The organism is Alteromonas sp. ABH4_457, from assembly GCF_056160625.1.
This window is the reverse complement of record NZ_JBSWXN010000004.1, coordinates 547,587-560,193: the sequence shown is the minus strand read 5'-3', so window position 1 is coordinate 560,193 and position 12,607 is coordinate 547,587. Positions and strand designations below refer to the sequence as shown.

Below are 12,607 nucleotides of genomic sequence, written 5' to 3'. Positions count from 1 at the left end.
TGCCTCAGTGGTAGCATCTACACGCTATATATAGGCTTGGTATTTTATTATGAGGCTATCCGCCAATGTTTAAAAAATCTATTATTTTGGCAGGCGTTTGTACCGCCCTTGCCACCAACTATCCTGCCTTAGCGCAGGATAGTTCCGAATACGATCAGGGTTTGTCTGCATCTGAAATTCAACTTATCGAAGCAAAGAAAGATGCCCTACTCTACCTTCTTATGGAGAAAGGAGAGCTTGAGCCGTTGCTCCGCGAGCTGACTCAACAAGAAAGGGAAGCTATTGCGGATAGAGAAATTGATGCGCAGCAAAAATATACTCCAGAGCAAATAATCCGAGCGAGACAGAATCGCTTGGTATCTGAGTCTGCTGCCAATCGTCCAATCGAAAAGCAACAAGTTATGATTTCTGAAGAGGATTATAACCCTAACGGCTTTTCACCTATCATTGTCCATGTTGCTGCAAATAATCCAAGCTCCTTGAGCTTCTTTGATTATCAGGGCAATCCTTGGCCACTCGCAGGCGATGTTATCGGAAACAGCAATGCTTATGAAAGCAAAGCGTTTGGAGAGGCAAAGAATACCGCCGTTTTCACTATCAAAGAAAGATTTGTAGAAACCACTGCATTGATTGCTCTTCAGGGCATCAATCAGCTTGTCACAGTCAAACTGATAGGCAACGAGAGTGGGTTTGATCTAAAAAAGAACATCAGAATTCCTCAAATTGGGCCGAACAGCAAAGAATCTTTAACACCAGTGACCCAAAGCGTCAGTAATTCAGATCCAATCCTTATTAAAATGCTAAACGGAGAAGAAGTCACGGGTGGTCAGAAATACAAATCTACTTGGGATAGTGATTCAGTTTTTGTTCGGGTAGAAAACGCGCTCTACGTTAGAACCAAGGAAGAAATTACATTTCCTCCCAGCCTCACATACCAAAAGTCTTCAAACGGCTACAACCTTTATAAGCTCGATTTCTCAAATGCTGTAACCATGAAAAAGGATGGGCGCTATCAGGTTGTTCCCATTTCTCCTGTCACCAGAGGAGTGCAACGATAATGAAAAAAATGATCCAGAATTTACAAAAGGCGATTCCACCGAAAGCAAGACTGGTCATACTTTTTATGCTTTTAGGGGTGGGTGTAGTTTGCTACTTATTGTACAGCCTTATTGGAAGCAGCCCTACCACGCCCGCTGAAAATGGTTTTGTAAAAATAGATTCACCAATTAACACTTCAGCCCAGAAGGCCGAAAAGGTAGGCATTATCTCCAAAGACAACACCAACGCAAAGCTGCTTGGTGAACTCAAACAAAAAGAAATAGAGACCATCAAGGCAAGTGCCGGTTCAGAATCCTATGTTGAAGGCATCGACCTGTCGAAAGGAACAGAGCTGGACGCAAAAAAAGACAAAGATGAAGAGAAAGACGATGACATTATAGATATCGGCGCTCTATTTAAAGACATGGAGAAAAAAGCAGAAGACAGGAAGATCAACTCCGGCCAGATTGAGAATGTTGAAATTGAGAAGAATGCAGCGCAAAAAAACCTTGATAATCTCGGGCAGAAAATGAATCAGCGTACTGGCGCGAATATCAGTAGCGATGGAGGTTTCAATAAAGCTGACTTTATAGCGAGAATGAATGAAAAGGTATCCCAACAAGCCACTGCTTCGTCATCTCTGGTCGATTTTACGAAATTAGGTCGCATCACTAAACTGGCCATCAACGAATACAAGTCAGAAGCCAGTGAATCCGCACCAGCATCGCTCACAGCAAGTGCTGGCGAGCCATCTGCTAAATTGCTTGATGGTGAGGCAACGCGAGCGAAATACATGGAGCGCTACGAGCAGCTACGCGGTAAGGTAGAATCCCGCATCAACGGGAATATAGCAGGAATTCTGGACAGCACTGAAAATACAGATTCCAATAAAACTAGCAGCGAAGAAGCTATAGAGGCTGAGTATCCTTTTTCTGAAGTGTTAGCTGCTGGCGAAGTCTTTGCTGCAATTAACTCTATCGAATTAAATACCGATGAAAATAATGTTGTTCGCGCAGTCATCTCTTCAAACGGAGGAATGTACAATGGCATATTGATTGGTAAGCTGCAAAAGGCGGGAGATTTAGGAACACTGACATTCAACAGTTATTCAATTCGCGGACAGAAGAGTTACCCTATCTCTGCCATAGCGATAGACCCTGAAACATGGAAGTCCGGCTTAGCTGATGATGTCGACCATCACTTTTGGGAACGATACTCTGGCATTGTTCTTTCTGCGCTAGCCCAAGGTTATGGTGAGTCGCTAACCAGCACCAGTACGACAACTTCTGCTGACACAACCAATACCACCTCTGAAGCTGTTGAAGGATTTAAGGATCGTCTAATGTATGCAGCAGGCAAAGTGGGTTCTTACCTTGCGCCTAAGTTTATGGAGAACGTTAACAGAGAAAGTACTGTAGTCATTAACGCTGACCGACCCATTGGCATTATGCTAATGGCAGATTTTAAAGTTCCACTTAAGAATTAAGTTTTATTTACGAGGTATTTATTATGAGCGACAAAGGTAAAGATACAGATTTAGATCTTGAAAATCAGTTGGCAGACGAACTTCTGGGCGACGGTTTCGATGAAGAACTGGAAATTGAAGACGAGCCATCAGAAGAAGTTGAGGGAATCGACGACTCAGATGCCGATATGGATGATGACATCAGCGATATTGATATGGACGACGACATTGAATTTCCCGACGACGATTTCGATATTGAAGATGCGCAAGAATCCGAGGAAGATGAACTTGAGGACAAGTTATCCGACGAAGAACGAGAATTGAATGCCCTTGAAAAGGAAGAGCAAGAGCTGGACGAATCTCTATCGACGTTGAAGGCTGAAGAGGAAAGTGCTTACGGTAATGACTCGGATTCTGAGGAGGATGCCATAAAAAACCCCGAAGAGATTGAGGAAGAAGAGGTCGGGGAAGAGGATTTAGAAGGCGAGCACGACGATGAACCTTCAGGCAAAAATAAAATAGAACTCATTACAAATGTTGGCATCGGGGTATTTGTACTCCTTGCAGGTGCATGGGTATATAACATGATGTTTTCTGATAACAGCGAACCAGATCCAACAATCGAACCTGTTGTTATCACCAAGCCCGTAGATGCAACACCTGCACCGGTAATGCATCAGGAAAAACCGGCAGCTATGCCAAAGCCAGACTATGATAGTAAAGATAACGATGGCTTCACTTATGTAAACAAGGAGCAGGAAGCTACAGCAGACGTACCCGACTCAGAGAAGCCAAATACAGTCGCTGGGAAAATCAATATGCTGGGCGAAAGTATTGATAAAAAAACAACCGTTTCCGTTATATCGATTGATGATTCGGATGACTCTCCTCAAGAAGAGGCGACCAATTTATCTGAAGCTGAGTTAAAAAAGGAAACTGTAGATATTAATGCTGAGGTTTATAAAACTCTGACGAAAGGACTGGCCAGAGCTGATGCGTTAAATCTGGTAGAACAAAGCGGCGAGCTAAAGATCTTGACCCAAGATGGCATAACCCAATTGCCTGCTGTATCAGGTACTCGGCTAAATTACTATGGGAGTGAGGTCACAGTAACCTCTACACTGCTTGACGGGAAACTTGCACTTCTCTCGAACGGCATGTTTGTCGACAAAACAAGGACAACCATAGATGCCTCTATGCTTAGACTGCAAAAGCTCAATGAAACCCTTGCTGAAAGAGAAAAGAATCTTGAGAAGCAAAAAGAAATTCAAGAGCAAAACCGCCTAGCAGAGATTGCAGCAGCAAAAGCAAAGCAGAAGGCAGAGATTGAAGCCAAAGCGAATGCTGCTAAAAAAGACAGCGAAATTCAGATGCTGACCGACAGACTGAACAAACTGGCAAGTCAGATTGAAAAAAAAGAATCTGAAGAAAAGGCCAAGCTAGTTGCTCCACCCACCCTGCTCGAAGGATGGAGCGTGAATGGTAAATTTACGACAATGCAAAACGGTATGGTACTAAAAGGGTATCTTATCAGAACTGCTGACGGTGAATTTGTGAGAGTGCTAGCAGGAGAAACCTATAAAAAAATGGGGCTTGTCCGTGGGTATGATGACAATGGAAGGTTTTTCATTGGAAATAGCTTCATCCTTTAATTAATAGGTGGTATATATTTCTGAAAGGATGTATATTAAGCGGGAGTTTAACTCTCGCTTATCATTAAGTAACTGGTATATATGTAAGAGGTATTTATGAAAAATTTCTTTAAATCTAAAGGCAAGGCAATGACTCGCTTAGCGATGATTGGCGGTCTATTTGCTATTTCTCCAATGGCATTCGCTGACTGTTCCAGCTCAGTGGGTTTTGCAAAAGTAATGTGTAACATCTCCAACCAATTCAACTCTGTTGGTGACTTGGCTGCAAACTTTTTCTACCTTCTGGGCTTCATTTTCTTCGGTGCTGGTTTGTTGCTACTGAAGAAAGAAGGCAAGCAACAAGGTCAAGACCACGGGAAAAATGGTGGTATCAGTATGATCATCGGCGTGGCCCTTATCCTTATCACGTTCCTCGTGAATATGTTTGCCACTTCCCTTAAGGGTAGCTCTGTATCCGACTCTGATTGGAAGATCGGCAACGCTGATATTTAAGCAATGTCTGGCAAGAAAAGGGCGACGTTTCGCCCTTTTTTAGGATTTAGTTAACGCTAAGGTGATTTTGCATGCGTGATCTACTTGTCTCCGTTAAAAGAAGTGATTTCAGGGGCGACTCCCCTCACCCATCCGACTCAAATCTTGAGTTTTCACAGGCAAAAGACAAAGTAAAGGAGAGGGATAACTACACCTGCTATTATTGCGACTTTAAGTCTAAAAAGTATCAACATGTGCATCATTTAGATGACGATCATGACAATAATACCGAAGAAAATCTTGTTACAGCATGTCCTCTTTGTCACATGAGCCAACACATCGGCTATGCTGGTACAAAAGGACTGGGAATGCTTATTTATGCCGAACAAGAAATGTTCGGCGACATAGAACTACCGGTTTGCCAGCCAGCTATCAACCACCTAGTTAGGCTACTGTGGATACAATTAGAATCAAAAGATCCTGACGAATCCAAACAAGCTAGTGACTACCTAAAGCGATTTGAGCAAATGCGCGTTGATGCAGATAAGTTCTTAGGGACGTCCGATCCAATATTGTTAAGCAATAAACTCAAAGAACTTTCTGACAAACACTATGATGAAAGGTCAAAGAGCCTGAAACATATTTATCTGATACCCTATAAAGAAGCTTTTCTCAAAGAGCACAGATACTGGCGAGACGTTACTTTAAAGCATGTCTCCAACCAAAAGTGGCATCAGATTGCGAAAGCAAACTGCTTCAGATGGATGCAAGTTTACAAATTCAAAGAAGGTCTTGCGGGCATAAAAAGGTTACTGGCCAAATTCAAAATCATCTAATCTTCATCCTCCTGTATATCAGGAGGATTTTTTATTCAGGCTATTTAATACTTCGTATAAATATGTTATCTTTTATAACTATTATAAGAGGTATCTATTTATGTTGAAAATTGGCGTTGTCTGCTTCGAAGATATTGAGCAGGTAGGAAAAGCATGGGCATCAATATCAGGCAATGAGGCTACACGTATTGATGGCCTCGGCGAACTTGATTCCAATGTATATTGGGTGACCAACCTTCCTTTTCGCGAGTTCAAGCGCTTTAACCTCAACAGGAAGCCTAACGTTTTCGATCAGCAGTTCTTCAGAACTTCTGTAAAGCTAATAGGGGATGAGGTCGGACTGGAAGATGATATAAAGGGTTTAGCGGAATTCTGCGCTAAAACATTCCAGCGTGTAATCAATCAGTGCCGCAATCTGTACGATATAGATCTTAAATATTCACCTTATCGCCTTAATACATTATTGAGTGACTTCGTTCTCAGCAAAGAAGTACGTCAATTTCCTATGGGAGCATCTTCAAGTCAGCTAACTGAAGCTTTCATGCAATCAACCCAGCAAAATCAAGCGATGATGCGTGAAGTTCCGCAAGGCACTAAAACCCGAACATTCTGCTTTCCTAAGGGCGCTTATGCCAGACACATAATGTCAATGCCATACCCCGTGAGCACTCAGTGGAGGGCTTTAAATGAATCTGATATTGCTACGATGATAGGCACTCGCGAAGGCATGATGATTTCAGGCACAAAGTCAGCACTAAATAAAATTCATCGCGTTTGCAAAGATAAAGCTGCCGTTTTTAGAATCTCAGTACTCCATACGGACAAGTTTTTCCGTCCTTTCGCTCTTTTCGGGCAGGGAAGCAACATCCAGAGAAACTGGGTGACTCTACCTGAGTTAGAAGAGTTATTGAAATACTGTCTGGTTGAGATCTTTGAAGGGTTTGTGTCGGAACTCGGTGAGTTGAAAGTGCATAAAGATATCGATCTTGATGCTGATGAATACTCTTATTCAAAAGGATTGATGCTGGAAAACATATGGACGGCATACTCCCTCTCTTTAAACAGAGGAAAGTTCTTTACTCCTGTCGGCGCTTACATGCGTGCTTATGATCGGATTATGTGCCTGAAAGCGGCCTACGAGTTTGAAAGGAACGGTCTTATCGTGGGTTCTTTCGGAACTGGGCGTGTCGTTGTTTACTGCAAAACCAGTGAAGAGCACATCGCCAAGGAAATAGCATTTGAAAATGGAATGATACCTCCAATGTTTATGATGAATAAGGGCTAATCAGTGGAACTATATACGAATGAAATCTTTGATTCGCTTCAAAAGCGGGTTGAGAAGGACTACTTGTTCTCGATGCACAAATTATCTTTTGAGAGAGGCGTTGCAATTTCTGAAGAGAATATCCGAGCTTTGGATGATGTTTCTGAAATTGAAAAGCCTGCTCGGCCTGAGGCATTGAAATCAATTTTTATCTCGCTATCCAAGAAAGGTAATTCCTAAATGTTTCCGTTTCAGTCAATACTCTCCAAAGCAACGAAGATGTCTATGTTTGACTACTGCAATCTCGAATCAAACGTGATTGACACTGAAGGATCGGAAAATGACACCTTCGTATGCAAGGACTCCTCTTACTCTACTATGTACCGTCTTAATGGCTCATTGGTAGCTGTAGCGGACAATGGCATCTTGGAGATCGCAAAAGACCTTGAGTCCAAGCTACAGGGCAACTTGGATAAAAAAGGTTATCGGCTTCAGTTTGTTTTCGAAAACAATCCTGAGCTATCCAGCCTGCCTATCGAAAAAAGCCTTAATCCTGTGCTTGAGTCAATGGCAAAGGTAGGAATGAAGGTATCCCCCTTAATCGAATCAAGACAAAGAGCGCTAGCGTCCTGCACAACATACGAAAGAGCTTTTCTAGTCGTTACTACGTTCCCTCTGGTAAAAAAATCTTCGCAGTCAACAATGATGCAGAACCGAGGAAAGAAAGGTCAGAAAGCTGAAACTGGGGTTAAACCTGCTGAATATGGCCAAAGCCACTTTTTTGAACTTCCCGAGCTTCTCGAAAACCACTCCGCCATTTGCTCGACAATTGAAAAAGAGCTTAAAGCCTTTATGAGCGTGGATAAGCTCAGTTGTCATGAAGCCATGTATGAAATAAAACAGTCTATTGATGACAATTCTGTAAGCGAAAAATGGAGACCTACTATTCTTGGTGACAAGATGACGCCAAGACTGGTTAAGGACGGATGTAACGATCAAGATCAATCCCACATCCTGAATATGGATATCGGATTTCAGCTATTTAATAAGATTCCTGTTCAACATGACTCGATGAGGACGAGCGTTCAGTATGGCAATAATATCATCACGCCGCTAAACATGGATCTTCCTCCTCAGGACTTGCGCCCTTTTTCAGAGCTGTTTGATGATATCGACCCTTCAATCCCATGGCGTATAAGTTTTGTCATTGAAACAGGTCACAAAGAAATTCTTTCCAAGATTAAAAACAAAAAGTCTCTGGCAAGCATCGTGGCAATCACCAGCAGTAACTCAAAAGAAGTTGTCCAAGCAGCTGAACAGCTAATTGGAGTGGGAGCCAAACATAAACTGGTGTCTTGCAAAATAGCATGCTGCACATGGGGCAAAACAGAAAAAGAAGCATCCCTGCGGAAAGAAATACTAACCCAAGCACTCCAAGGCTGGGGTTCATGCGACATAATAGAGGAGATGGGCGACCCTATAGAGCTGTGGACGAACACCATACCCGCGATATCGCAAAAATACATTGCTACCGCTTTCCCTATGCCACTAGGAGAGGCTTTTTATATCAGCCCTATAAGCAGACCTGCCAGCCCATGGAAAACAGGCTCAGGGCTATATAGAACAAAGAACAGAAAACTCTTCCCCATAGAGCAAGCGAGTGGACAACAAACTTCGTGGCTTGATATTTACGTAGCGCCACCGGGATTTGGTAAATCATTTAAGCTGGCAGCGGATAATATGTCCTTTCTAATGGGCAATGCCAGAAACGGCGTACTGCCCCGACTAGCTATGCTGGATATCGGCTATTCACTCGGCAGTTTCGTTGAATTTGCTCAGTCTCTCGCTCCTGACCATATGAAAAGCTTGTTTGCAAAAATGAAGCTAAGGATGAGCAAAACCGACACTTCTTGTGACATCAATCCATTTGATACGCCATTAGGATGTCGGACACCACTGACGCTTGATAAAGAGTTTTTATTAAACTTCCTATTGACGGCGTTTACTCCGGTTGGCTCAGACAAGACTCCTTTACGCTTGCCAGAATTATTATCATTGCTTATTGACGAGATGTATCTTCACTTTTCAGATGAAAGATCTCCCAATATATATCAATACGGGGTGGCCAAAGATGTCGATAACTATCTCGAAGAGAATGACATTGAAGTTGATGAAGAAACAACGTGGTGGCGCGTATTTGACATAATGTTTGAAAGAAAGCAGTTCGAGCTAGCGTCCAAAGCACAGCGGTTAGCGATGCCTACAATCAATGACATCAGCACTGTAATTACTGGCTCAACAAGCATTATTGAGAACTTCGGTAGCGCGATGTTCGAAGGCACAGAAGAAAAACTGGTCGATTTTGTTAAACAAATGGCAATGTCCATCGTTAATGAATATCCCATTCTTGCTCGGCCATCAGAACTTGATCTCTCTTATGCCCGTGTTGTAGCGCTCGACCTTTCGGAAGTTGCTCCTAAAGGCAGCACTGCAAAAGCCAAGCAGCGTCGCAACCTCATGTACATGGTAGGTCGATATGTATTAGGTCGGGATTTTTATCAAAACGAACAGGATACTGTTCCTCAAGTTCCTGATAAATATGCAGAATACCACAGAGTCAGACTACAAAAAGAGGGGCAAATACCTAAGAAACTGGTTTTCGACGAATTCCACCGAGTTCAGGATTGTCGCTCAATTCAAGATCAGCTTGATGGTGATGCGCGTGAAGGAAGAAAATTTTGGGTAACAATTGCTTTAGCATCTCAAGCTGTTACAGACTTCAGCCCGTCAATTCGCGGACTGGCTGATAATATATATATCCTATCAAAAGGTAAGTCTCCGGATGAATTGAAGGATATTGTTAAGTGCTTTCAGCCATCAGAGGACGCCAAAGAAGACCTTGTTCGTTATGCAACAGGCCCAACTTCCAAAGGGAGCGCATTTCTTTATTTGGGAACCATTAAGGGTTCTAACGTTCGGGTAGAACAGTTACTTTACCTTACATTAGGCCCAATTGAGCTATGGGGATACACCACCACCCTGAAAGACTATAAACTCAGACAAGAAATGATTAAGCTTGCAGGCGTAGAAGAAGGATTACAGTTTTTGGCGAAGAAATTCCCCAAAGGAAGCGCCGACAATTACATGAAGTATTTGGAAAAAACGACAGATATTCCTGAAGGAACTGCGATTTATGAAGTCGCCGCGAAAAAACTTGCTGAAGAATTATATCATTAATAGGTTGTATATATTGATTGCGGGTTAGAAAGCGTTTAGGATATGTCCAGATTATATACGTTGTATTTATTAGGGTAAGTAACATGCACAGAAAATTACTTTTACCACTAGGGTTGGTAGGCTGCTCGCTGATGATGGGCTGTACAACTACAAGTGTCAAAGAGCAGGATGTTGTTCTCGTTCAGCCAGAACAAAACGCCATGGTTGAAATTAAGCATATTGCAGCTGAAGCTCGCGATGAATTGCGCCTTTTGGCCAAGTATCAGGAGTCATTAGCACTTGAATCGCTTAGCCAAGAACAGCATGAGCAAAAATTTATGCAGGCTACGTATATACCGCCCGGATTTGAGCAAGAGGTTGATCTATATGTAACCGATAGTGCATTTAAGGTAGCTCAGGCAATTGCTGCTTTTGCAGGATACGACCTTGATCCACAAGGTGTTCCTTCTTACAAAGAACCTGACGTGACAATTAATCAGGCAGGACTGCCTTTGAATGAAGCACTGAAAGAGCTTTCCTCTCAGGTCGGCGATCTTATCACCATTGAAGTATATCCAGCTACAAAGCTAATGGTATTTAAATACAATACAGGTTACTAATATGAAGCGGATAGCAGTTGCTATAGCCGCCTTAAGTATGGTGGCAATCTCCAGTGTTGGTTATGCAAAGGAAAATCCTTCGCCCACTATAACCGAACTAATGAATATGCATCATGACAAAAGCGCAGGCAACGAACCTATCGGTGACGATGCAATTTCAGAGAAAAACTTCAATTTAAAAACGATGTACGACTCAGCCATCCAGCTAGGCATCTACTCCGGATACAACCATGAAATGAAGCGTCTTTATGCCAGCATAAAGGAGATCAAAACAAGCTTGGACATGGAATTTGATTTTGGAGTACTTATGAGAAGTACCAATACAGGTAAGTTCGAAGCGCTTTTATTACCGGGAGTGGTTGTAGAAACAAAGGAAAATCTAACAATCTCACCGGATGGCAAGCAGGCTGAGCACACTAAAAGTCGTATTGAAATTATTGCTCATGAGAGATTTGTCTCTGAAGCACCAAACTGGAGAAATTATCTGCTTATGGATGATTTCAAAGAGTATCAGCCTCCCTTTAACAGCATACTTCCGAAAACAAGCGAAGAGCAAGAGGTTTGGAGAGAAGGAATTAAGAAAGGCTGGGAGCTTGGCACCGAACAGGCAAATGAAGAGGTTATTGCAAACGCGAGAGCGTTAGGCAGAGACTTTATTGGCATGTCGAAATTCATCCGATATTCCCTATCCAATCACGTTGAAATGCCTGCGCTTGCTTTCGAGACATCGTTGGTCAAGTCTGACGGGAATGTGATGAATATAAGTGTCACAAACTATCAACTTACCTCTCCTGCCAGACTAAATAGCAAAACAGGAGAGTGGGAAATTCTGAAGCTTTCAACCCGCCAATCTCTACGTAAAGACGGAGAGTTTTAATGAGCGGATTATCAAAGGCTGAGCTGTTCGCTGAGGCAATTCAGCTACCTAGTAGAGTGCAACATAGAGAAGACTTAAACCTTTTACTTGAAAAAATGGTTTCGATGGGTGGTAGTGATATCTTTATCCGTGCGTTTGACTTCGTTATAGTTCGGCACCAAGGTAAACTTAAGAGAATCACAAACAGAACTATTTCTGACAAAGAAGCTCTGGATTTGCTTGTCTCGTTTTACGGAACTGCCGCACAAACAAAGCTAGGTATGCCTGAACCAATTGACGTCTCGTTGGTGTACAAGCGAGAAAACGAAGAAGGTAAGCAAGAATCAAGACGATTCAGGGTTAACGCCGCCAACAAAGTGCATAACGGCAGGCTCTGTTTATCAATGACGATTCGTGCTTTAGCCGCCGAACCGCCGCAAGCAGCAGATCTTAATATCCCCCAAGAGATATTGGACTTGATCCACAACTCTACAAAAGGTCTATTTATGATGGTCGGCAGTACGGGTAGTGGTAAAACCACGTCTCTCGCTGCAATGATTAGGTATGTACTGGAGCAGCCCGACTCTTATAGAAAAATGATCACAATTGAAAGCCCTGTTGAATATACTTATCACTCAATAAAAAGTGATACATGTATCATTGATCAGTTTCAGGTAGGACAAAGCTACGCTAGCTTCTATGAAGGAATGAGATCGGCGCTTCGCCAAGATCCGGATGATATTATCCTCGGTGAGGCTCGCGATGCAGAGACCATTTCTATTGCAGCTGAAGCCGCCAATACTGGCCACTTCGTAATGGCCACACTACACTCAAACTCTATTGCAGACGCCTTGCCTCGTATGATTTCTGAAATACCAGAGCATCAACAGCATTCTGTTAAAAACAATCTAATCAACGCTATGAGAGGCATGGTATGCCAAATTCTGGTCATAGGAACTGACGGGAAAAGAGTACCAATAAGGGAATGGCTAATCTTTAACGACAAAATAAAAGATGAGATCAGTAATGCTGATAATTTAGCAAGAAAGCTCAGAAGCATGGTTTTTAAGTTTGGAATGCCAATGTTTAAGCAAGCTGAAGCCCTTTATGCCAGCGGAAGAATATCAGAGCGAGAGCTTGAAAAAGTGCGTCTTAACTTTGGTGACGGCAGCGAGTTGGAGGACTAAAC

The 12,607-nt window shown here is 42.6% G+C and carries 11 protein-coding genes; all 11 read left to right on the top strand.

The features are described 5' to 3' along the window. Positions 1-65 precede the first annotated feature (65 nt). The 11 genes from ACXAGR_RS12640 (at position 66) to ACXAGR_RS12590 (ending at position 12,605) form a co-directional block, all read left to right on the top strand. Positions 66-1,058 carry a DotH/IcmK family type IV secretion protein gene (locus tag ACXAGR_RS12640; protein WP_474850767.1) on the top strand — a complete coding sequence of 331 codons (993 nt, stop codon included), beginning with the start codon at positions 66-68 and terminating at the stop codon, positions 1,056-1,058. Then, on the top strand, positions 1,058-2,524 hold the full coding sequence (locus ACXAGR_RS12635; RefSeq protein WP_474850765.1) for a DotG/IcmE/VirB10 family type IV secretion system protein: 1,467 nt from the start codon (positions 1,058-1,060) through the stop codon (positions 2,522-2,524). Before ACXAGR_RS12640 ends, ACXAGR_RS12635 begins: the two co-directional genes overlap by 1 nt. 23 nt (positions 2,525-2,547) lie before the next feature. Next, the gene (locus ACXAGR_RS12630) at positions 2,548-4,155 is read left to right on the top strand and encodes a hypothetical protein (protein WP_474850763.1); all 1,608 of its coding nucleotides are present in this window, start codon (positions 2,548-2,550) and stop codon (positions 4,153-4,155) included. Between the two features lie 96 nt (positions 4,156-4,251). Further along, positions 4,252-4,647 (top strand): hypothetical protein, encoded by a 396-nt coding sequence (locus ACXAGR_RS12625; protein WP_474850761.1) that lies wholly within the window; start codon positions 4,252-4,254, stop codon positions 4,645-4,647. 71 nt (positions 4,648-4,718) lie between these two features. Beyond that, entirely contained in the window at positions 4,719-5,462 is a 744-nt protein-coding gene (locus ACXAGR_RS12620) for an HNH endonuclease (protein WP_474850760.1), read from the top strand. A 100-nt stretch (positions 5,463-5,562) separates the two neighbouring features. Continuing rightward, positions 5,563-6,747, top strand: a complete 1,185-nt coding sequence (locus ACXAGR_RS12615) for a hypothetical protein (RefSeq protein WP_474850758.1) — start codon at positions 5,563-5,565, stop codon at positions 6,745-6,747. A gap of 3 nt (positions 6,748-6,750) precedes the next feature. Further along, the gene (locus ACXAGR_RS12610; RefSeq protein WP_474850756.1) at positions 6,751-6,966 is read left to right on the top strand and encodes a hypothetical protein; all 216 of its coding nucleotides are present in this window, start codon (positions 6,751-6,753) and stop codon (positions 6,964-6,966) included. A 39-nt stretch (positions 6,967-7,005) separates the two neighbouring features. After that, positions 7,006-9,963, top strand: coding sequence for a hypothetical protein (locus ACXAGR_RS12605; RefSeq protein WP_474850754.1), 2,958 nt, complete (start codon positions 7,006-7,008; stop codon positions 9,961-9,963). 83 nt (positions 9,964-10,046) lie between these two features. Further along, on the top strand, positions 10,047-10,562 hold the full coding sequence (locus tag ACXAGR_RS12600) for a hypothetical protein (protein WP_474850752.1): 516 nt from the start codon (positions 10,047-10,049) through the stop codon (positions 10,560-10,562). Between the two features lies 1 nt (position 10,563). Further along, a complete protein-coding gene (locus ACXAGR_RS12595) occupies positions 10,564-11,439 on the top strand; it encodes a type IV secretory system conjugative DNA transfer family protein (protein ID WP_474850750.1) in 876 nt (291 codons plus the stop codon). Further along, positions 11,439-12,605, top strand: a complete 1,167-nt coding sequence (locus ACXAGR_RS12590) for a type IV pilus twitching motility protein PilT (protein WP_474850748.1) — start codon at positions 11,439-11,441, stop codon at positions 12,603-12,605. The genes ACXAGR_RS12595 and ACXAGR_RS12590 overlap by 1 nt, the downstream gene beginning before the upstream one ends. Positions 12,606-12,607: the final 2 nt, after the last annotated feature.

Coding starts and splice junctions, on each gene's coding strand:
- ACXAGR_RS12640 (WP_474850767.1), top strand. CDS start 66: ATGTTTAAAAAATCTATTATTTTGGCAGGCGTTTGTACCGCCCTTGCC.
- ACXAGR_RS12635 (WP_474850765.1), top strand. CDS start 1,058: ATGAAAAAAATGATCCAGAATTTACAAAAGGCGATTCCACCGAAAGCA.
- ACXAGR_RS12630 (WP_474850763.1), top strand. CDS start 2,548: ATGAGCGACAAAGGTAAAGATACAGATTTAGATCTTGAAAATCAGTTG.
- ACXAGR_RS12625 (WP_474850761.1), top strand. CDS start 4,252: ATGAAAAATTTCTTTAAATCTAAAGGCAAGGCAATGACTCGCTTAGCG.
- ACXAGR_RS12620 (WP_474850760.1), top strand. CDS start 4,719: ATGCGTGATCTACTTGTCTCCGTTAAAAGAAGTGATTTCAGGGGCGAC.
- ACXAGR_RS12615 (WP_474850758.1), top strand. CDS start 5,563: ATGTTGAAAATTGGCGTTGTCTGCTTCGAAGATATTGAGCAGGTAGGA.
- ACXAGR_RS12605 (WP_474850754.1), top strand. CDS start 7,006: ATGTCTATGTTTGACTACTGCAATCTCGAATCAAACGTGATTGACACT.
- ACXAGR_RS12600 (WP_474850752.1), top strand. CDS start 10,047: ATGCACAGAAAATTACTTTTACCACTAGGGTTGGTAGGCTGCTCGCTG.
- ACXAGR_RS12595 (WP_474850750.1), top strand. CDS start 10,564: ATGAAGCGGATAGCAGTTGCTATAGCCGCCTTAAGTATGGTGGCAATC.
- ACXAGR_RS12590 (WP_474850748.1), top strand. CDS start 11,439: ATGAGCGGATTATCAAAGGCTGAGCTGTTCGCTGAGGCAATTCAGCTA.